Origin of the sequence: Pseudoalteromonas sp. PB2-1, from assembly GCF_045040605.1 — a bacterium.
In the GTDB taxonomy this organism is placed as follows: Bacteria; Pseudomonadota; Gammaproteobacteria; order Enterobacterales; family Alteromonadaceae; genus Pseudoalteromonas; species Pseudoalteromonas arabiensis.
Window position 1 is genome coordinate 1,699,162 of record NZ_CP090667.1, and the last position, 22,785, is coordinate 1,721,946.

General features: G+C 40.3%; 13 protein-coding genes. 12 read left to right on the forward strand and 1 reads right to left on the reverse strand.

The annotated features are described in order from the left end of the window. The first annotated feature begins 48 nt into the window (after nucleotides 1–48). From L0Z67_RS07875 to L0Z67_RS07925, 11 genes are all read left to right on the forward strand, one after another. Complete coding sequence (locus tag L0Z67_RS07875) at nucleotides 49–2,133, forward strand: DUF1302 domain-containing protein (RefSeq protein WP_062568985.1); 2,085 nt, start codon at nucleotides 49–51, stop codon at nucleotides 2,131–2,133. Nucleotides 2,134–2,145: 12 nt separating this feature from the next. Then, nucleotides 2,146–3,510, forward strand: coding sequence for a DUF1329 domain-containing protein (locus tag L0Z67_RS07880; protein WP_193988957.1), 1,365 nt, complete (start codon nucleotides 2,146–2,148; stop codon nucleotides 3,508–3,510). Between the two features lie 121 nt (nucleotides 3,511–3,631). After that, on the forward strand, nucleotides 3,632–4,639 hold the full coding sequence (locus L0Z67_RS07885; RefSeq protein ID WP_062568986.1) for a YCF48-related protein: 1,008 nt from the start codon (nucleotides 3,632–3,634) through the stop codon (nucleotides 4,637–4,639). Further along, nucleotides 4,639–6,963, forward strand: coding sequence for an RND family transporter (locus L0Z67_RS07890; protein WP_062568987.1), 2,325 nt, complete (start codon nucleotides 4,639–4,641; stop codon nucleotides 6,961–6,963). The genes L0Z67_RS07885 and L0Z67_RS07890 overlap by 1 nt, the downstream gene beginning before the upstream one ends. Nucleotides 6,964–7,175: 212 nt before the next feature. After that, nucleotides 7,176–12,014: an NAD-glutamate dehydrogenase gene (locus L0Z67_RS07895; RefSeq protein WP_062568988.1), complete on the forward strand. Its 4,839-nt coding sequence runs from the start codon at nucleotides 7,176–7,178 to the stop codon at nucleotides 12,012–12,014. Between the two features lie 116 nt (nucleotides 12,015–12,130). Further along, complete coding sequence (gene pyrD / locus L0Z67_RS07900; RefSeq protein ID WP_062568989.1) at nucleotides 12,131–13,141, forward strand: quinone-dependent dihydroorotate dehydrogenase; 1,011 nt, start codon at nucleotides 12,131–12,133, stop codon at nucleotides 13,139–13,141. Nucleotides 13,142–13,262: 121 nt separating this feature from the next. Further along, nucleotides 13,263–13,793: a cell division protein ZapC domain-containing protein gene (locus L0Z67_RS07905; protein WP_062568990.1), complete on the forward strand. Its 531-nt coding sequence runs from the start codon at nucleotides 13,263–13,265 to the stop codon at nucleotides 13,791–13,793. Between the two features lie 78 nt (nucleotides 13,794–13,871). Further along, nucleotides 13,872–15,989 (forward strand): bifunctional 23S rRNA (guanine(2069)-N(7))-methyltransferase RlmK/23S rRNA (guanine(2445)-N(2))-methyltransferase RlmL, encoded by a 2,118-nt coding sequence (gene rlmKL / locus L0Z67_RS07910; RefSeq protein WP_405128662.1) that lies wholly within the window; start codon nucleotides 13,872–13,874, stop codon nucleotides 15,987–15,989. Then, a complete protein-coding gene (locus L0Z67_RS07915) occupies nucleotides 15,982–16,215 on the forward strand; it encodes a glutaredoxin family protein (protein ID WP_062568992.1) in 234 nt (77 codons plus the stop codon). The genes rlmKL and L0Z67_RS07915 overlap by 8 nt, the downstream gene beginning before the upstream one ends. A gap of 14 nt (nucleotides 16,216–16,229) precedes the next feature. Continuing rightward, nucleotides 16,230–18,140 carry an ABC transporter ATP-binding protein gene (locus L0Z67_RS07920; protein ID WP_062568993.1) on the forward strand — a complete coding sequence of 637 codons (1,911 nt, stop codon included), beginning with the start codon at nucleotides 16,230–16,232 and terminating at the stop codon, nucleotides 18,138–18,140. 11 nt (nucleotides 18,141–18,151) lie between these two features. Further along, on the forward strand, nucleotides 18,152–19,891 hold the full coding sequence (locus L0Z67_RS07925) for a DUF3466 family protein (RefSeq protein ID WP_062568994.1): 1,740 nt from the start codon (nucleotides 18,152–18,154) through the stop codon (nucleotides 19,889–19,891). Nucleotides 19,892–20,007: 116 nt separating this feature from the next. Here L0Z67_RS07925 and L0Z67_RS07930 read toward each other — a convergent pair whose 3' ends face one another. Then, a complete protein-coding gene (locus L0Z67_RS07930) occupies nucleotides 20,008–20,514 on the reverse strand; it encodes a DUF2062 domain-containing protein (RefSeq protein WP_062568995.1) in 507 nt (168 codons plus the stop codon). Nucleotides 20,515–20,739: 225 nt separating this feature from the next. Here L0Z67_RS07930 and L0Z67_RS07935 point away from each other — a divergent pair, with 225 nt between their 5' ends. Beyond that, nucleotides 20,740–22,764 (forward strand): DNA internalization-related competence protein ComEC/Rec2, encoded by a 2,025-nt coding sequence (locus L0Z67_RS07935; RefSeq protein ID WP_405128663.1) that lies wholly within the window; start codon nucleotides 20,740–20,742, stop codon nucleotides 22,762–22,764. Nucleotides 22,765–22,785: the final 21 nt, after the last annotated feature.

The window sequence follows — 22,785 nt, forward strand, 5'->3', positions numbered from 1 at the left end:
AAACAACAATTTGATCACAAAACAACCCGTTACAGGGGGATGAACACAATGATAAAACGCTCGCTTTTTGTTAAAAACAAAATAGCTTTGGGGCTTGCGGCAGCAACCCTTGGGCTTTCAAGCACTGCTTTGCACGCGGCAACTTTTGAGTTAGGGGATTTTGACGTCCGTTTTGACTCTAGTTTTTCTTATGGACAGAGCATTCGTGTTGAAGATCGCGACTTTCAACATATAGGTAAAAGTAATAACCCGTCATTTGATTGGACCGGTTATCACTCAGCTTTAAATCCTATCTACTCGTCTGCAGATGTTTGGAACCAGCCAGGTGCATATTCAAATAATGGTGATGCTGGTAACTTAAACTTCGATAGTGGCGATTCGTTTTCAAAGCTATTAAAAGGCAACCATGAGTTATCAATTAGCAAAGATAACTATGGCTTCTTCACACGCTTCATGTATTTCTATGATTTTGCTTTGATGGATGGCGACTTCGCCTACAACAATCCAACTTCTGGGCAAAAAGTTGATCCATGTGATGATGACGATACTAAAGAACAAGTGTGTGCTGACCTACGACTTTTAGATGCCTACGTTTGGGCTAACTTCGATTTAAATGAAGGGCGTAACCCGCTATCTATCCGTTTAGGTCAACAAGTCGTAAACTGGGGTGAAAGTACACTGATCTCTCATGGTATTAATGTCAACCCGGTTGATATTGACCGCCTTAAAGCACCAGGTGCTGAGCTTAAAGAAGCGTTCATCCCTGTGGGTATGCTTTGGGCATCACTCGGTATTACCGATAATCTTACTTTAGAAGGGTTTTATCAGTACGAGTGGCACGAGACACGTCTTCCTGCTGCGGGTACTTACTTCTCAACCAATGATTTTGCATCAGAGAATGGTTACCAACAAAATATCCAACTCGGTTTCACCTCAAACCCTGACATTGATTTAGCATTCTTAACAGAAAGCTTGAATAGTTTGGATGACATTGTGCGCTCGCAAGGAATCGATCCTACATCAGCGCAAGGCCAAGCGATGATGGCACAGCTGTACTTAGCTTACCCAACTAAAGTGGCGTTAAAAGGTAAGGGCAACGCAGGTAAGAGTGAGCCTGATGATGGTGGTCAATATGGTTTACGTTTAGGTATGTTTTTACCTGAGCTAAATGATACTGAAGTTGCGTTATATCACATCAACTATCATAGCCGTCGTCCGGTAATATCAGGTCAAGTTTCTAATTTTACAAGCGCAGCAATCGCGTCTGATATTGGTATGTTACTTAGCACTGAAATTACTGAAGATAATGTAACAGGCTTACAAGCATTTACTAAGGGTCAATTAGAATACCCTGAAGATATTAAGCTTTACGGTTTAAGCTTTAATACTTCGTTAGGCGAAACCGCATTTGCGGGTGAGTTTGCCTTCCGTCAAGATGAGCCTTTGCAAATTGATGACGTAGAATTACTTTATGCCGGTATGCCTGAGCAATTAGCTGTTGCAGGTATCCGCCCTGATTTTGCTGGTATTTCACAAATGAGCCCAGGTGATGCGACAAGCGTTGTAGGCCCTGGCGAATTAGCACAAGGCTTTATTTTACGTAATACTGCGCAATTGCAATTCACGGCGACTCATTTATTTGGTCCATCTTTAGGTGCTGATAGCTGGGCTGTGGTCGGTGAAATTGGTGGTGTACGAATTAATAATATGCCGGAATATGATGAGCTTCGTTTAAACGTGGCAGGTACAGGGCGTAGTGGCGTTATCCAAGGTCCATTGGCTGACGATTATTCTACATTGCACTTAGGTCTTTCTAATGGCCCTGAGACAAACCCTTTCCCAACTGCATCAGCATGGGGCTACCGTTTAATCGCAAAGGGTGATTATTTCAATATCTTTAACGGTGTGAACTTTTCCCCTCGTTTTGTATTTTCACATGACGTGAATGGTATTACACCAGACCCAATGTTCTTATTTGTTGAAGACCGTAAATCACTCGGTGTAACTATGAACTTCAACTATCAAAATGCGTGGTCGTTCGACTTTAGCTACAACTCATTCTGGGGTGGTGGCGCGACGAATACATTCTCTGACCGCGATTATGTTTCTTTCAATATCAAATATTCAATTTAAGGGTAAATTATGATTATTAGAAAACCTACCCTCATTGCTGCAGCTTTTTGCAGTGTTTTCGCAAGCTCAAGTGTACTTGCAAAAATTACCGCTGATGAAGCAGCACGTTTAGGTAATGATTTAACACCAATCGGTGCAGAGAAAGCGGCAAATAAAGATGGTTCTATTCCAGCTTGGACTGGCGGAATTACAACTCCTCCTGCTAGTTATAAAGCGGGAATGCACCACCCAGACCCATACGCTGAAGATAAAGTTTTATTTACCATTGATAAGTCAAATGTAGATAAATACAAAGAATACCTAAGCCCTGGTCAAATTGAACTATTCAAAACATACCCTGATACGTTCAAAATGAATATTTATCAAACTCGCCGTAGCGCTTCTTATCCTCAGTTTGTTTATGATGCAACTAAAAAATATGCAACGACAGCTGAGTTGGTTGAAGGTGGTAATGGTATTAAAAACACGGCGGTTGGTGTTCCGTTTCCTATTCCTAAGGACGGCTTAGAGGCTATCTGGAATCATCTATTACGTTTTAGAGGTTTATCAATTGAACGTTTTGGTGGACAAGCTGCACCAACAGCATCAGGTTCATATAATTATGTTGGCTTTGATGAGCAACTATTAGTTGAGTATTCAGATCCAAAAGCGACACCTGAAAAACTTCAAGAATCAAACATCCTATTCAAGTTTAAGCAAAAAGTAACAGAACCTGCGCGTCTTGCTGGTACTGCATTACTTGTTCATGAAACCATGGACCAAATTTTAACACCTCGTCAAGCGTGGACTTATAACTCTGGTCAGCGTCGTGTTCGTCGTGCGCCAAACGTGGCATATGATGCACCAGGTACTGCAGCAGATAGTTTACGTACTACCGATGATTTTGATATGTTTAATGGTTCACCAAACCGTTATAACTGGACGTTAAAAGGTAAGCAGGAGCTTTATATTCCATATAACAGCTACAAACTGCACAGCGATAAGCTTGAATACGATGATATCTTGCAAGCAGGTCATATTAACCCTGAATATGTTCGCTATGAGAAGCACCGTGTTTGGGTTGTCGAAGCTAACTTAAAAGAGGGTACACGCCACATTTATAAAAAACGTGTGTTCTATATTGATGAAGACAGCTGGCAAGTTCACGTAGCAGATATATATGATAATCGTGACCAAATGTATCGTGTGGCAATGGCCCATGGCCTAAACTACTATGAAGTACCAACTCACTGGAGTACCTTAGAAGTTTACCATGATCTTAATTCACGTCGTTATTTGGCAATTGGTTTAGATAACCAAGAGAAGATGTATGACTTCTCACAATCATTTAACGATAACGAATTTACGTCAAGCGCACTTCGCCGCGAAGGCCGTTAATCCAAATAGGCACCTGTTTTGTCAGGTGCCTTTTGCAATTCATATTAGTCAACTAGGCACAATTGGTTTATCACGTGACTTATGGCTTACTCATTTATCTTTTCGAAGGCGATTTACCTTTATGAAGTATTTGCTTTATGCTTGTCTTGCTTATAGTGCTTCATGTTTTTCTCAGGACATGCCCCAACTAGAACATGCTATTAGTGCTGTTAATGCAGACAAAACACTCCTCACAGATATTGAACTAATTGATGATCAATTAGTGGCTGTTGGAAAGCACGGTGTGGTAATCACCAGTACCGATGCACAATCATGGCAGCAAGCCAGTGTTCCAACGCAAGTTTTACTCACCGCTGTCGACTTCTATAATAACAACCTAGGATGGGCATGTGGTCATGATGCTACTATTATTAACACCACGGATGCGGGCAAAACATGGCAACTCCAGCAAGCACTTCCGGATATGGATAAACCTTGCTTAGATATACTTTTTACCTCTGAAAAGCATGGCTATGCGGTGGGTGCATACGGCATGTTTTTTGAGACTCATGATGGTGGCCAGAAATGGCAAAAACGATTTTTAGATAGCTTACTTTTTGAAGAAGACCGTGCATATCTCAATGAACTAAAAAAGAGTGACCCAGAAGGCTACGAGTATGAGACAGCTTCGATTCTTCCACATTTTAACCGTATTGTGAAAACCAATAACCGTTTAATATTGGTTGGTGAAATGGGGTTAATGGCTGAAAGTTTTGATAACGGTGGCACCTGGCAACGCCTAGAAGAAATATATATGGGGTCTTTCTTTACGTTTGCGTCAACTGCAGATCAATCTCAAGGAGAAGACTTAGTTGCAGGTTTGAGAGGGAATATTTTTACGCGTCAAACAGGCTCTGAGCAGTGGCAACAAATCCACACAGACAACTTCGCAACAGTAAACAGCGCAATTAACTACAATAACGAATGGCTGCTGTTTGCCAATAGCGGTGTCATTTTTCATGTTAAAAATGATGAACTAACTGAAGAACAAATGGATGATGGCAAGTCTTTACTTGATGGTGTTGTATTTCAAAATAAACTCATTATGGCTTCAGAAGATGGTATTAAAGTGAAGGAGTTGAATCCGTAATGCGTGGTTTTTTAGATTTTTTAGAAAAGGCGGTATTCCGTCATCGTTTATTTGCGATTATCTCTTTTGCATTAATCACTTGTTTTTTACTTTTTAAAGCAACGCAGATTCAATTAGATGCGTCATTTAATAAAAATATTCCTCTTAATCATGACTACATGAAAGTCTACACCAAGCATGAAAAACAATTTGGTGGGGCAAACAGTATTTTAATTTCTGTTTGTGATGCGGATGGTGATATTTTTAATGAGGAATTTTTTACTCAGTTAAAAGCTGTTCATGATCAACTTTATTTTATTCCTGGCGTAAACCGCCCATTAGTCAATTCAATTTTTGCCCCCAGTGCCCGTTTTGTTGAAGTCGTTGAAGATGGTTTTGCCGGGGGGCCAATTATTCCGGCTAATTTTACTGCGGATAAACGTGGACTTGCCGTTGTAAAAGAGAACATTGAAAAAGCCAAAGTCGTTGGTCGTATGATTGCCAGCGACTATTCATGCGCGATGGTAACAGCTCAATTGTTGGAAACTGATCCACAAACACAAGAAAAGCTCGACACCTTAGCGTTTGCTAAAAAGTTAGAAACGCAAGTACGTGAACCACTGAGCACGGATAAAGTCAGTATTCATATTATTGGTTTTGCGAAAATGGCGGGAGATGTCGCAGAGGGTGCCAAAGGCGTACTGTTATTTTTCGCTATTGCAATAGTCTTTACGTTCGTAATGGTTTGGCTATTCTGCCATAGCCTAAAACTCACTATTTTACCGATTGCTTGCTCTATTATTGCGGTGATTTGGCAGCTTGGCTTATTGTCATCGCTTGGTTTTGGTTTAGATCCTATGTCTATTCTGGTGCCGTTTTTAGTGTTTGCAATTGGTGTGAGCCATGGTGTGCAAATGATTAACGATATTGGCAAGAAAGTATGCGGTGGCAGCAGCACGCGAGTTTGTTGCCAAGCAAGTTTTAGGGCTCTATTAATTCCTGGTGGTATTGCACTATTATCAGATACAGTTGGTTTCTTAACGTTACTCACTATTGATATCGGTATTATTCGTGAACTTGCGATCACAGCGAGCTTAGGTGTGGCGGTAATTATTTTCACGAACTTAATTTTGCTTCCTGTCTGGGCATCATACATGAAGTTTGAGGGTTCAGTGCGTATCCAATCTGGTACACACTCAGATAAGCCAAATATTTTAGATAATTTACGTGAGATACTGGTTAAAGCAACAGACCCTAAAACGGCACGGTTAATTATCGTACTTACAGTGATACTTTTTGCTTTTGGTTACTGGCAAGCAGATAAAATGCGTATTGGTGATTTACACGCTGGTGCGCCATCGCTTCATCAAGATGCGCGATACAACCAAGATACTTTCTTGATTTCAGATAAATACACCATTTCATCCGATATTTTAAAAGTCATTGTTGAAGCATATCCTGCTGCGTGTACAGAACATGATGTGATGGAACGTATCAGCCGTTTCCAATGGCAAATGGAAAATGTGCCTGGTGTGCAATCGGCAGTGAGTTTAAGTTCTGTCGCGCAGTCAGTGAACGCAGGTTTTAATGAAGGTAATTTAAAGTGGCAAAGCTTACCGCGTAATACAGCAAGCTTAGTACAATCAACTGCAAGAGTTGAAACAAGCTCAGGCTTACTTGATGGTAACTGCTCTGTTATGCCTGTGATTTTCTTCTTAGAAGATCACAAAGCCGAAACGATTGACCATGTGGTTGCTAAAGTAAAAGAGTTTGCGGCTAAAGAGGAAACCGATAAATTGAAGTTTAAGCTCGCCTCAGGTCCAGTGGGTGTGATGGCAGCAACTAATGAATCAGTTTCAGCGGCACAACTTCCCATGATGCTTTACGTTTACGGTGCCGTCATCTTGCTATGCTTAATTAGCTTTAGGAGTGTGAAAGCCACTGTTGCTGTGGTACTACCTTTGTATATCGTATCGACCCTAGCCCAAGCGTTGATGGTGCAGCTTGAAATTGGTTTAACAGTGTCAACATTGCCAGTTATTGCTTTAGGTGTAGGTATTGGTGTTGACTACGGCATTTATATTCTTTCATCAATGATGGGGCAGCTTAAACAAGGCGTTGCACTTGAGGTTGCTTATCGTAATGCGTTGGTAGAGCGAGGCAGTGCGGTGTTATTCACAGGTATCACCTTAGCCATTGGTGTGAGTACATGGATTTTTTCTGATCTGAAGTTCCAAGTTGATATGGGGATCCTACTTACCTTTATGTTCTTAGTGAATATGTTGGGTGCCGTATTACTTTTACCCGCGATAGGTAGTTTCCTCTGGACTGACCAGAAAAAATAATGTGAATAATTGTGCTCCAATATGGCCAGTAATGGCCATTTATATCTATATTTTGTGAATAGATGACCAAATAGCTGAAAAGCTTAAAATGATTTCATCGAAAAGGCTGTTTATTAGCTGTAAAAGAGTTAGAATTTACCTGACTCCACGCTAATAAATGGCTGTACAAATATTCTACTAATCAATAAGTAGTATAGATTAAGGAACATACAATGACACGAAATGAAGGGCAAGCCTCGGTTATCTTAGATAATGTCTGTAAGCTGATCCAGAAAAAAGTTCACGCTGATAATGTGTTACTCGTTGAGAAATTCGCCAAAGCCTTGTACAGCAATATGTCTAAAGAGGATTTGGCACATCGCAACGATAGTGACTTATATGGCGCTGCACTAAGCCTATGGAACTCGCTAGAAAAAAATAATTCTGATGACGCGGTTGTCCGTGTCTTCAATCCTGAAGTTGCAAAAGATGGCTGGCAGTCATCGCACACAATTGTCGAAATTATCGCTAAAGATATGCCTTTCTTAGTTGATTCTGTGCGTATGGCGATGACTCGCGAAAATATCGCTTCTCACCTGCTACTTCACTCTCCGCTTAAAATTCAACGTGATAAGAATGAAAAAATCACGGGTATTTCTAGTTTAAAAGCTGAGCAGGAATCAACCTCGACGAAAACGGTTTTCTTCATTGAAATAGACCGCCAAACTGATGCTAAAGTAATCGAGTCTTTCAAAAAAGAGCTTGAGTCTGTCCTTGTTGATGTATCTATTGCTGTTGAAGACTGGCAGCCAATTCGCGAAAAGCTAGTTGCTGTAACTAAGGACTTACCAAACCGTCACCATAATAATAACAAAGACGAAGTTGCTGAAACGGTTGAGTTTCTAGACTGGTTAGCAAAAGATAACTTTACATTAATGGGCTACCGTGAATATGAGCTTTCTCCTGTTCAAGGTGACTATCAGTTAAAAGGTAAAAAAGGCACAAGCCTTGGCCTAATGAAAAACACCGATGAAGAGCACAGTCGCCTTTTATCTGAATTACCTGAAGTTGCTCGCCAAGAAGCACGCAGCAGTAATTTACTTATTTTGACTAAAACAAACTCTGTTTCTCGTGTTCATCGTCCAGCATACATTGATTATGTAGGTATAAAACGTTTTGATGATGAAGGTAATGTGATTGGTGAAGACCGTTTCCTTGGTTTATTCTCATCTAGCTTTTATAACAACAGCGCGACTGATGTGCCTGTTCTTAAAAGCAAAATCAATCGCATTATGGAAATGTGTGACTTTGCAAAAGGCACCCATGCCTACAAAGCGGTATTAAATATTTTAGAGACCTACCCACGTGATGAACTTGTTCAAGCACGTGAAACAGAGCTACTCGAAGTAGCTATGGGTGTTTTACAAGTACAAGAGCGCGATATGTGTCGTATTTTTGTGCGTAAGGACGCCTATGGTCGTTTCTTCTCATGTATGGTGTATGTGCCACGTGAGCGTTATAACACCGCACTACGTCGTGAAACACAACGTATTTTAGCAAACGCATTTAATTCTGACGATAAAGTCGAATTTACCACTTTCTTCTCTGAGTCAACATTAGCCCGTACACATTACACGGTGCGTGTGACTGACAATAATATTGAATATAACGTGAAAGACATCGAAAACAACCTAATTGAAGCTGCCCGTACTTGGGAAGATAGACTACAATCTGCGTTACTTGAAAGTGCAGGTGAAGCACGCGGTAAAGAGCTTAACCGTAAATATGCACAAGCTTTTGCCAGCTCGTATAAAGATCAAGTTCTGCCAAGCGCTGCGGTTGTTGATATTGAAAAGCTTGAACTTCTTAACGACGAAAACAAATTAGAAATGTTGTTCTACCGTCCACAAGAAGAAGCGAATACAAATGTTGTTCGTTTAAGCTTATTCCACAAAGATGAGCCAATCCACTTATCTGACGTTATGCCAATGCTTGAAAATTTTGGTTTACGTGTAGTGGGTGAAACACCTTACTCAGTTAAAACGACAGATGGCAAGGTTAATTGGATCATGGATTTCACCATGCTAATTGACAACAAAGGTATTGCTGACTTTGATAAAGTGTCTGCGCGTTTCCGTGCTGCACTAACAAATGTGTGGAATAACCGCTTAGAGAACGATGGTTTTAACCGATTAGTATTAATGGGTGGTTTAACAGGTCGTGAAGCGTCTATACTGCGTGCTTATGCTAAATACATGCGTCAAATTGGTGTGACTTTCTCGCAAACTTATATTGAAAGCACATTTGCAAATTATCCACATATCGCATCGCAAATCGTTAACTTATTCACTAAAAAGTTCTCAGTTAAGAGCCCAGGTAGTGAAAAGGCGCTTGAGAAGCTTGTAAGCCAAGTTTACCTAGAGCTTGAAAACGTAGCGAACCTTGATGATGACCGTATCATCCGTTTATACGTTGATATGATCAATGCAACCTTAAGAACGAACTTCTTCCAAAAAGAAGCTGATGGCCAATTTAAGTCATATGTATCGTTTAAAGTTCAGCCTTCAATGATCCCAGAAATGCCATTACCACTGCCAGCGTTCGAGATTTTCGTATACTCGCCGCGCGTTGAAGGTGTGCATTTACGTGGTGGTAAAGTAGCACGTGGTGGCTTACGTTGGTCTGACCGTCGTGAAGACTTCCGTACTGAGGTACTGGGTCTTGTTAAAGCACAACAAGTTAAAAATACCGTGATTGTACCAGTGGGTTCAAAAGGTGGTTTCGTATGTAAACAACTACCGACTGAGCGTGAAGCGTTCTTCAAAGAAGGCCAAGAGTGTTACAAAATTTTCATCCGTGGTTTATTAGATATCACAGATAACATTGAACGCGGTGAGATTGTTCCACCAGTTGATGTTGTTCGTCACGATGAAGATGACCCATATTTAGTTGTTGCTGCCGATAAAGGGACTGCAACCTTCTCTGATATCGCAAATGGTATCGCAAATGAATATAACTTCTGGCTAGGTGATGCATTCGCATCAGGTGGTTCAGTAGGTTATGACCATAAGAAAATGGGTATCACGGCTAAAGGTGCCTGGGAATCTGTTAAACGTCACTTCCGTGAGATGGATATTGACTGTCAAACAACTGATTTCACTGTTGTTGCTATCGGTGACATGGCGGGTGACGTATTTGGTAATGGTATGTTGCTTTCTAAGCATATTCGCTTACAAGTGGCATTCAACCACATGCACATCTTCGTTGATCCGAATCCAGATGCGGCAACATCTTACCCAGAGCGTGAGCGTTTATTTAACTTACCGCGTTCTTCATGGGAAGATTACAATAAAGACCTAATTTCGCAAGGTGGTGGCGTATTCTCTCGTGCGGCTAAATCAATTAGCTTAAGCCCAGAAATGAAGAAAATGCTTGGCACTAAGAAAGCGAGCATGACACCTAACGAGTTAATCAAAGCTGCGCTAATGATGGAGTTCGATTTACTGTGGAACGGTGGTATCGGTACTTACATCAAGAACTCTAAAGAAACGGATGCAGACGTGGGTGACCGCGCAAATGATGCACTTCGTATCAATGGCGCAGAGCTTGGTGCGAAGATCTTAGGTGAGGGCGGTAACTTAGGTGCAACTCAATTAGGTCGTATCGAATTTGCGGCTAAAGGCGGTCGTGTTAACACTGACTTCATCGATAACGTAGGCGGTGTTGCGTGTTCAGATAACGAAGTAAATATTAAGATCTTACTAAACGGCTTAGTGGCTGAAGGTGACTTAACACGTAAACAACGTGATGAACTGCTTTATTCAATGACAGATGAAGTATCGCAATTGGTATTGAAAGATTGTTACCGTCAAACACATACTTTGTCGATTACACAATCTAAAGGTGCATCAACGCTTAAAGAGAAAGTACGCTTTATTCACGCTCTTGAAAAAGAAGGTAAACTAAACCGTGCAATCGAGTTTATCCCAACAGATGAAGAGCTTGCAGAGCGCGCAGCGGCGGGTAAAGATTTAACTCGTCCAGAGCTATCGGTACTTGTTTCTTATGCGAAGATGGTTCTTAAAGAGTCGCTTGTTGTTGATGAAATTACTGAGAACTCATATTACCGTCAGCTGTTGGTTAACTCGTTCCCAGTACCACTTCGTGAGAAGTTCAACGATGCGATGGATAACCACCCACTTCGTAAAGAAATTATCGCAACGAAACTTGCTAATAATATCGTTAATGATATGGGCCTTAACTTCATGGTTCGTATGCACGAAGAGACAGGGGCAAACGAAGCTGAAATCGCACTTTGTTACTCAATTGCGAAAGAAGTGTTCCAAATGCCAGAAACGTGGTCATCAATTGTCGCGTTAGATAATAAGATTCCAGCAGCTGTACAAACAGAAATGCTTTATCAGCTTCGCCGTACGGTTCGTCGTGCAACACGTTGGTTCTTACGTCATCGCAATAAAGCACAAACAATTGAGCAAGCAATTGAATTCTTTGCACCAACATTTGCTGATTTAAGTGATAACTTAAACAACTACATGGTTGACAAAGAGAGTGAGCGTCTAGTTAAAGCTGCTGATAAATTAATTGAAAGCGGTGTTCCAAAAGCGCTTGCAACTCGTGTAGTGTCACTTTCTAGCTTATTCTCCGTAATGGATTTAGCAGAAATTGCCAATAACTCAAATCGCGATATTGATATGGTATCTAATACCTACTTCAAGCTTGGTGCGCGTATGGGCTTACATTGGTTCTTGGATCAAATTACTAATCAACCGGTTGCGAACCATTGGCAAGCACTTGCCCGTGCGTCATACCGTGAAGAGCTTGATTGGCAACAACGTACATTATCAGCTGTAGTACTTAATAGCTTTGCAGCAGACAGCAAAGATATTGATGCACAAATCGATGAGTGGATGGACAACCAAGATCTACTATTACAACGTTGGAAACAAATGTTATCTGAGTTTAAAACATCACAAAGTCACGATTTTGCGAAGTTCTCAGTCGCACTTCGTGAACTAATGTTGTTAAGCCACAACTGTGACACTTCCAAATAAATGAAAAGTCGTTAAAATACATACCCCAGCTCGCTGGGGTATTTTTTTGCCCTTAATTTGCAATGGTCCGTGTTAAGCGGCTACCTTGTTTATTTTTACCTAAGGAACAACAAGCCATGTTTTATGATTTAGCTCGCCGTTTTATGTTTACCCGTGATGCGGAGTGGGCTCATGAATTTGCACTTAATAACTTACGCCGATTTGCTGATACGCCATTGAGTGCCATGTGGTCACAAACTGTCCCTAATAAACCCGTTAACTTCTTAGGGCTGGAGTTTAAAAATCCAGTAGGTTTAGCCGCGGGCTTAGATAAAAATGCAGAGTGTATTGATGCCTTTGCGCAAATGGGCTTTGGTTTTGTCGAAGTTGGTACTGTTACACCACGCCCGCAAGCAGGTAATGACAAGCCACGTATTTTCCGTTTACCTGACTCAAATGCGATTATTAATCGTATGGGTTTTAACAATAAGGGCGTTGATAATCTCGTTAACAACGTTAAAGCGGCGAAATATGACGGCATTCTAGGTATCAATATTGGTAAAAATAAAGACACACCAAACGAGCAGGGTAAAGATGATTATATTCACTGTATGCGTAAAGTATTTGAGCATGCATCGTACATCACAGTAAATATTTCATCACCGAATACCCCAGGTCTTCGTGACTTACAATATGGTGAAGCACTTGATGATTTATTGCAAAGTTTAAAAAATGAGCAGCTTGATTTAGTTGCTAAGCATAACAAGCAAGTGCCAATGCTTGTTAAGATCGCTCCAGATCTGGATGAAGTTCAAATTGCGCAAGTAAGTGAGTCTTTGATCAATAATAAGATCGATGGTGTTATTGCGACAAACACAACACTTGAGCGCGCTCTGGTACAAGGTCAACAATACGCAAATGAAGCGGGCGGCCTCTCTGGTCAGCCAGTACGAGAGCGCTCAACCCACGTGGTTAGTGAGCTTAAGCGCTTGACCGAAGGCAAGCTACCTATTATCGGTGTGGGTGGTATCGATGATGCTGACTCTGCAAAAGAAAAGTTTGCAGCAGGAGCAGACCTTGTTCAAGTTTATACTGGCTTTATTTATAAAGGCCCAGAATTGGTAAAAACGATCCTTAACGGCTTATAAGGATCGGTTATCTAAGCAATTGATCATTAATAAAATGTTCTAAAAAATCATTTTATTAATGGTCTACTTTCGTTATAATAGTGTGCTAAGTAGAGAGGAATTTTTAGTTTAAGGAGGAGTCATGTTACAAGCATCAAAGCAATGGAAGTGGCTTGCTTGTTCTAAAAATAATCGCCTTTTGGTCGACCTTGACCAAAATATGCAACTCTGCACGCCCTATAAACTTCGTCAGCTTACTGATGCTGTTCTTGAAGAGCCTAATTTCAGCCTTGAAGATGCTGCATTTTATCAGCAAGTCTATCAGTATCTTGAAACCTTCTCGTTATGGAATCCAGCAGAGCTTTGTCAAATTTCACTCAATGCGACAGCTGTTAAGTTTCATTTAAAGCCTGTGCTAGCTAAAAGTTGGTTTTTCCATGAATATATCGGGAGCGAGCCAAGTGTTGAGGCTGTAGTAAAATTGTGCTCGCAAGCACAAGAAGGCGAGTTTCTTATTGTTGATCATTCAGCAGATGCGTCTGTATGTATCAACTTAAGTGAGCACTTTCAGTTAGATGAAAACTTGTCATTGCAACAGTTTGAAGCTATTAAAGTTCTTAACAATCGTATCCATCCTGTTTATATCCAGCAAAAACACTTCAAAACAGCATAATATCCCTTTAATTGATGGCGTTTTTGTTCGCTAAGCTATGCTATAATCCTGCGCAATTAGCATTTAAGGGTTTTTACTTTGCAATTTATCGCACTTACTTCTATCGGAATTGAAAATTTACTTGTTGATGAACTTACCGAACTCGGTGCCGAAGTCTCTAAACAAACCGTGGGCTCTGTACGTTTCGAAGCAGATAGTTTATTAGCACAAAAGATCTGTTTATCGAGTCGTTTTGCGACGCGTATCATGATGCTGATAGAAGAGAAAGAAGGTGTTAAGGACAAAGAAAGCCTTTACAATTTTGCGCGCTTACAACCTTGGCAAGAATGGTTTGGTCCAAAGCAAACATTCGCAGTGGATTTTACAGGTACGAATCATGATCTGAAAAACACGCAGTTTTCTGGGCTGGTTGTTAAAGATGCTATCGTTGATTATTTTGCAGATCTTTACGAGCAACGTCCAAACGTCGATAAATTTAATGCAAACGTTAGAGTAGTCGCACGGCTAAATCGTCACGGTGTTGCCCTTTATATTGATTATTCAGGCCCACGTTTATCGGAGCGTGGCTATCGTCAAGATCAAGGTAAAGCACCAATCAAAGAACATTTGGCTGCTGCTCTAGTAAAACGAAGTGGTTGGCTTGAGAACGTACAACAACCATTATTTGACCCATGTTGCGGTTCAGGCACTATTTTGATTGAAGCGGCCAGCATGGCACGCAATGAAGCGCCAGGGCTATTCCGTGAGGGGTTTGCATTTGAGCGCTTACCGAGTTTCCGCTTACAAAAATACAAAGAATTAAAAGCGGAGTTAACGGCTCAAATTACTGATCCTAAATTATGGCTTATTGGTCATGACATTGATGGCAGTGTAATCGCAAAGGCGCAAGAAAATGCTGAGCGTGCAGACCTTGGCACTACTATTAAGTTTAAGCAAAGTGATGCGAGTAAGCTAACATCCGTGGCTAAACTACCAGGCGTGGTGATTTCTAACTTACCTTATGGTGAACGTTTAGGCTCAATGGCAGAGCTAGTTAACTTACACCGAGGTTTAGGTGTTGGTTTCAAAAAGCACTTTAATCATTGGAAGCTAGCCTTGCTAGGTACTGACGAAAGCCTATTTAAATTGTTAAAGTTGGTAAAACTTAAACGTTATAAATTTAAAAATGGTCCGTTAGATGTTGTTCTAAATCTCTATCAACTTGACGACAAACAAGTCGAGTTAAGTAAAGAAGACAAGCCAGCGCTCAATTATGAAGGCTCAACAGCATTTGCAAACCGCTTAAAGAAAAATAAACAAAATCTAAAAAACTGGCTAAAGCAAAAGGAAGTGAGTTGTTATCGTGTTTACGATGCAGACATTCCAGAATATAACGTAGCTGTTGATGTTTACGATGATTCAGCAGTTATTTTTGAATATGCTGCTCCAAAAGAGATTGATGACAATACAGCACAAAAACGTCTGCAAGATGTGATTAGCCTAACGGCTGAGCAGCTAGACATTGTACCTGAAAATATCGCTGTTAAAGTGCGTAAAAAACAAAAAGGCGAAGAGCAATATACCAAGGTATCAAAACAAAACCGTACGCAAGTGGTTGAAGAGTTTGGTGCTAAGTTCAAAGTTAACCTATTTGATTATCTAGATACAGGATTGTTTTTAGATCACCGTTTGGCACGACGTTACATTCAACAAAATGCACACGGTAAACGTTTTTTAAACTTGTTTGCGTATACTGGCAGTGCATCGGTTCACGCAGCTCTTGGCGGTGCAAAAGCGATTACTACGGTAGATATGTCTAAAACCTACTTAAAGTGGGCGCAAGAAAACTTTGACCTCAATGGTATTAGCAATACGCGTTACCGTTTTGAACAAGCCGATTGTTTAAAATGGTTAGAGCATGCACAGGGCCAATACGATCTTATCTTTTTAGACCCTCCGACGTTTTCGAATTCAAAACGTATGAAAGATGCCTTTGATGTACAGCGCGATCATATCAAGTTACTCACATGGGTTAAGAAAATTTTAAGTCCGAATGGCACGTTGATTTTTTCTAACAATAAACGAGGCTTTAACTTAGACGAGGTCGGGCTGATGGGCTTAGGTTTAAAAGCTGAAAATATTTCAGCGAAAACACTGTCGCCAGACTTTAAGCGTAATAAGCAAATTCATAATAGTTGGCTTATTACCCATGGCTAATTTTACCTTGTATCACACCGATGGTTGTCATTTGTGTGAAATGGCAGATGAGCTATTAAGTGCTGCAAATATACCGTTTGCAGCAAAAGATATTATGGATAATGAGCAGTTAATTGAGCTTTATCAAACAAGTATTCCGGTTGTTGAAAGCAGCCAAGGCAATAAATTATTTTGGCCTTTTGATACTGTCGCATTGGCGCAGTTTATTGCTGATAACAAAGAATAAGAGTAGTAATCACGATGGATTTAATCAGAATAGCCAAGGCACAACTTGCTTATGGTACACACCCACTGCTTGATGATGCTGATGCAGTCATTGAGTCGGGTGAACGTGTTTGTATTGTTGGTAGAAATGGCGCGGGCAAGTCAACCTTACTGAAAGTGCTCGATGGCCAAGTAACACTGGATGATGGTGAAATAAACCAATTAGGTGGTATCCGTATTTCGCGTCTAGAGCAAGATCCACCTAAAGGAGCCGAAGGGACGGTTTTTGATTATGTTGCTCAAGGTATGCCTGATATAGCGAACTTACTGATTGAATATCACCAAGTTAGCAATCAAATGCAGACAGATTATAACGATAAACTGCTGAATAAATTAGAGCGTTTATCAAATCAGCTAGAAACGGTTGATGGTTGGCGTTTCGATACCCGTATTCAGCTTATTTTAACACGTTTAGAGCTAGACCCAGAAGCCAAGCTTGAATCATTATCGGGTGGTTGGCTACGTAAAGTTGCTCTAGCCAGAGCCTTGGTCAGTGAACCTGATTTACTGCTTCTTGATGAGCCAACTAACCACTTGGATATGAGCAGTGTTATTTGGCTTGAGCAGTTTTTAAAAGAGTTTAAAGGCGGCATCGTTTTTATATCACACGACCGTGCATTTATTCGTGCCGTGGCGACCCGTATTCTTGATTTAGACCGCGGCAAGCTGGTTTCATACCCTGGTGACTATGCCGCTTATCTTGAACAAAAAGCGCATGATTTAAAAGTTGAAGAAACGCAAAACGCATTATTTGATAAACGCTTAGCGGAAGAAGAGGCTTGGATCCGCCAAGGTATTAAAGCACGTAGAACCCGCAACGAGGGCCGTGTTCGTGCACTTAAAGCCCTACGTAAAGAGCGCAAACAACGTGTTGATCAAGTAGGTAAAACCGATTTCAACATAGAAACGGCCGATCGTTCAGGCAAACTGGTATTCGAAGCGAAAAACATTGCTCATGCGTTTAAGGATAAGGTGATTGCGAAGGATTTCTCAACACTTGTTATGCGTGGAGACCGTATTGGCCTTGTCGGTCCAAATGGTATTGGCAAAACCACTTTATTAAAAATCTTATTTGGTGATTTAGCAGCTGATAGCGGAAGTGTGAAGCAAGGCGTAAATCTCGAGTTTGCGTATTTTGATCAATACCGTCAAAAACTAGATGAAGAAGCAACCGTGCAAGATAATGTTGCAGAAGGAAAACAAGAGGTGATGATGGGCGGTCGCTCTCGTCATGTATTAGGTTACCTTCAAGACTTTCTATTTCCACCGGCAAGAGCGCGTACGCCTGTTAAAGCCCTTTCAGGTGGTGAGAAAAATCGTTTGTTGTTAGCGAAGTTATTTCTAAAACCGTCTAATATTTTAGTCCTTGATGAACCGACCAATGATTTAGATATTGAAACCCTAGAATTACTTGAAGATATTATTAATCAATATCAGGGTACGGTATTAATTGTTAGCCATGACCGTGAGTTTATCGATAATACTTGTAGTTCTGTGTGGGCATTTGAAGGTCAAGGCAAAATTACAGATATCGTAGGCGGCTATAGTGATTACGAGGCCTACGCTGCTTATTTAGCAGAACAAGAAAAGCAGCTACAGCAGATAAAGCAGGAAAAGCCTGAGGCGAGTAGTCAGCAAGAAAAAGCACAAAAGAAAAGTAATAAACTCTCTTACAAATTAAAACTTGAATTAGAAGAATTACCCAGTAAAGTGGAGCAACTAGAAAAAGCACTCGATGCTCAGCAAATTGTCGTTAATGACCCTGACTTTTTTAAGCAAGACGCTGCAATTACAACAGACGCATTGAACCAATTAGCCCAGTTAGAGTCTGAGCTTGAAGCCGCATTTGAGCGCTGGGAAGAACTCGAAGATTTAAAGAATCAGTAGTAAGGATTAAAATGAAATATAAATTACTCGCTGCCAGTATATTAGCGACTCTTAGCACCTCAGCAATGAGCGCAACATATCAATTGACTGAGCTAGGTCGATTAGATGGTGCAAAACACAGCTATGTTACCGATGTCAGTGAAAACGGTCATATTATTGGTTTAGCAAATGGTGTTTATCGACTGCCTATTGATATCTCTTATATCGATTTTGAAGATAGCGCGATTAGAAATGCATACGATGCAACTAAAGCTAGCTATGAACTTATCGACAAAGAGATCACATTTACACTCGATGATATTGAAAATAACGATGCTGTAAATACCAATGCAGATGCACATGCGTTTATGATCTCTTTTGTAACAGATGCTCGATCTGGTCGTTTAACTAATTCCGAGTATCAAAAGATATCAAGTGCGCTTACTACGGTATACACACCTGAAGGCGCTTCTGAGCAAGTTCTTTTTGATGAACAGTCACTTGATTATGACGGTTTGACTCGCTCAACGACTAATTTATTAAACGCAGTCACCGATGATGGTGTAATGGTAGGTTGGGGCAGTGCGCCTTACGAAAAAACAGCCTTTACGCAAACGGATGAAGACGAAGAAGAAACGCACTTTTTACGTGAGTTTATCAGCCGTGGTATTGTAATCAGTCCTGACGGTGTAAAAGTGCCATTAGTACCCGAGTTTAATGAGTATGGTGGTACAAGTATTGCGACTGATATCGTGCAAACCAGTGATGGTTACGTTGTAGTTGGCAGTGTATCAACAGGCATTCCTGTTGATCGCCAAGAAGACATTGACGATAACTGTGACGGTGAAGACGAACCAGTATCGGACTGTATTGAAAGTTTAGATAGAAACATTTCAACTGGCTTATTTGATAAACGCGCAGTTAAATGGACACTTGATAATAGCCTAAATATTACCAACACTGAGGTTTTTGGTTTAGCAATCACACCAGAAGATGACGAAGACTTTGCCTTTAGAAGTAATGCATTTGCTGTAAACGAAAATGGCCTGATTGCCGGTACATCTGATGTACGTTATGACGATAGACGTTATTCGATGCCTGTTTACTTTGAAAATGGCGAAGTAAAACAATTTATTAATCAAGATGATGACTGGGTTGGCGGTAAGGCGCTCGCAATTAATGATGATAATATCATTGTTGGCTATGCCAATAAGCGTATTGAAGGCACTACCCGTACTAAGTTCTTCTATTTCGATAAAAACAGTAATAGCGTTGTTTTTCCGACAGACTTTTTCACAAGCTCTAGTTCTTTAGCAAACGACATTAACGACAACGGTGTGATTGTTGGTGAAGGTGAAACTGATATTTTCAATTCATCAAGTCGCCGTCGAGAAGGCTTTATGTATACAATTGGTGAAGACAAAATTGTTAACATAAATAGCTTACTACCTTGTTACGAAGCTGATGGCGAGACCCGTTTTAAGTATACTGTTGCTGAGGCGAAAGCAATTAACAACAACAATGAGATTTTTGGTGTTGCAACCAAAACGGTTGAGAAGACAGACACATTTGGTAATGTTGTGCTAGACGTGGACGGTAATATTGAATATGAAAGTGTTGCTGTAGCCGTTAAATTAACACCTACCAGCGGTAGTGTTGAAGAATGCCCTGCGCAAGAGATTGAAGAATATGAGCGTCAATCATCAAGCTTCCCTTGGTACACTTTACTATTACTGCCACTTGCTGCAATGCGCCGCGTGTTCAGAAAATAATAATCCGATACCAACATGCGATAATACTTAAGCATGTTGGTATAAAATGAATGACCATTAAAAACCCAGCTTTTGCTGGGTTTTTTGTCTATACATCTGTTGTTTATTTGGGTACTTTATTTATGTCGATGTAGCCAAGCTTTACGCACAGAGCGTTTCCACAGCATATCGATTCCAAAATAACCAATAATAGCTGCAGCTGTGGCGCAGATGAGTGAGCCAACAAGGAATGCTGGTCCAATTGTTGTCAGGCTGTCTAAAAACCATTGCCAGCTAGGTTCAAACTGAAAATGTTGTGGTGGTTGGGCAAGTGCAATCGTGCCAACGATATAGGAGCAATAAAAAATAGGTGGCATAGTCAGCGGGTTGGTTATCCAAACCGTCGCAACCGAGATGGGTAAATTAACGCGTAAAGGGATAGCAAGTGCGGCAGCTAAAACCATTTGAAAAGGAACGGGGATGAAGGCAAAAAACAAACCGACTGCAAATGCCCCACGGGCTGAGCGTCGATTAAGATGCCATAAATTTGCATCATGCAACAAACGACCAAAAATTCTTAAATATTTATGATCTCTTACCTTGTTATGATCGGGTAAAAACCGTTGGATCGTTTTTTTAGCCATTTAAAGCAACCATTTACATCTATTTGGTTATGCAGTGGATTTATATTCGGTTGTTTTATAACCGTTTATACTTTGCACACTGCGGCGTTTTATATACTCAGTTTTGCTATTGTTTTAGCTGGTGCTTATTTTAAGCCTTTTTCGTCAGTTTTGTTAGGATTTATTTGCGCTATTTTGGTTGTACTTCTTAACGACCACTATTTTTATAGTCTTCCTTACAAGGACTTGAAGAGAAATGAGACCGTTGATGCTAAAATTGAAATCGTATCCATTCACTCAAGCCAATCTCCGTTTTACGTAAAAGCCAAGATTATTGATTTATCAAACCTGGATAAAAACTTCAAAGCGACCCCTTTTGCTATGCTAAGTATCATTAGTGATAATGAAGTTAACGTAGGGGATGTATTAACCAGCAAATTAAAGCTAAAGCCATTTAGGAGTGTAAAGAACTTTGATGTATTTGATGCAGAGCGCTTCGCATTGTCTGAGCGTGTATTATATGAGGGCCGCTCTGTAGGTCAAAGCGTGTTAGTCTCATCACAGCAAAAATCCACTACGCGTGAGTCATACCGTGGTTTTATATTTTCTATCACAGACAAGATGAGGATGCAGTGGCTGTATTATGCATTATTAACCGGCGACAGAAGTAAAATTAAAGACACTGATAAAGTGCATTTAAAAGAACTTGGTTTAAGTCACTTACTGGCTATTTCAGGTTTACATATTGGTCTAATATTCGCGATTGGTTTTTATACCAGTAAGTTTTTGTTCGGTACTTTTTCTGTAAAGTATAGTCAACAGAATAACCTTAATAAGCTATTTGTAGTTATTGGGCTATTGCTTGCATTTTTTTATGTCTATCTCAGTGGTTTCATTGTCTCTGCAACACGAGCACTGTTGATGCTGGCCTGTTATTTAATAGTTTATAGCTTTGCAAAGCAGCCTCTACGTTGGCGAGCCATTCTATATGCGTTAACCATTTTATTATTTTTTGATCCTTTTTCTTTATTAAATCCTGGACTCTACTTTAGTTTTATTGCGGTCATAATTATTTTTTTAACACTGAACTACCGTTCTTACCCAAAATTCAAGCTAGCAAGGGGAATGGTTCAGTTAGTCATAATTCAATGTGCTTTATTCTTAGGGTTGTTACCGATCACGCTTTATTATTTTGCAGGGATTAGCGTCATTGGATTGGTCATAAACCTTATTGCTGTGCCGTTACTCGGCATCATATTAATGCCATTATTAGTCGCGTACAGCTTTTTATCAATGTTGTTCGATTTGAGCTTGTTATGGCAATTCTTTGATGCATTTTTATATCAAGGCTACCAATATCTAACGTCAATACCTTCAGATTGGCGATGGCTAAACTTTTATTTACCCAGCTTTAATTTACTCTTATTGTGCTATATCATTTTAGTAATCCTACTTTTCTCACCTTATAAGCGACTGGTTTTCGTTCCATTAGCGTTAGCACTGATTGATTGGCATTTAACAGCAAAAGGTGAATTTAAGTTAGATGTGTTTGATGTTGGTCATGGACTCATGGTTATGGTTAGTGCAAATCAAAAAGCACTAATCTACGATTTAGGGCCGCGCTACTTTGGACGGTTTGATTATATAAACTCAGTACTGCGCCCTTATATTTTACGTCATAATATTGAGGTTATAGCAACGGTTGTTAGCCACCGAGATAATGATCATGCAGGAGGGTTAGATAGTTGGCAGGCTGCTGGTTTTGGTAAAACGCTTAGTACATTCCATCCAAATGGCCTTGATCAGGCCTGTGAAAAGGTGTTTTTTCAGATTGAAAATCTAAGCGTTAGAACTATCAATCATTCCACATTGTCGATCAACAAGAATGATCAGTCCTGTGTAGTCATGGTGGAGAATAAAAACCATCAAGTATTATTAACTGGCGATATTTCTAAATTGGTAGAGCAAGCATTAGTTGAAAGTAACACGCGTATACAAAGCACTGTGTTGGTAAGTCCACATCATGGTAGTAATACGTCTTCAAGTTCTGAGTTTATAGAGCGAGTCGCACCTGATATTGTTATTCACTCTGCTGCTTATCAAGGGCAGTGGAATTTTCCTCATCCTGAGGTTGTAAAGCGTTATCAGCAGCACCATATACCTCAATTTACAACGGCCAACCTAGGTCATATACGAATCACCTTTTATCAAAATGATTACCAGCTAGAATTTGCGCGTAAGTCACAAAGTTATTGGTTCGAAGAAGATTGACGTTTTGTTTTTACCCCCATA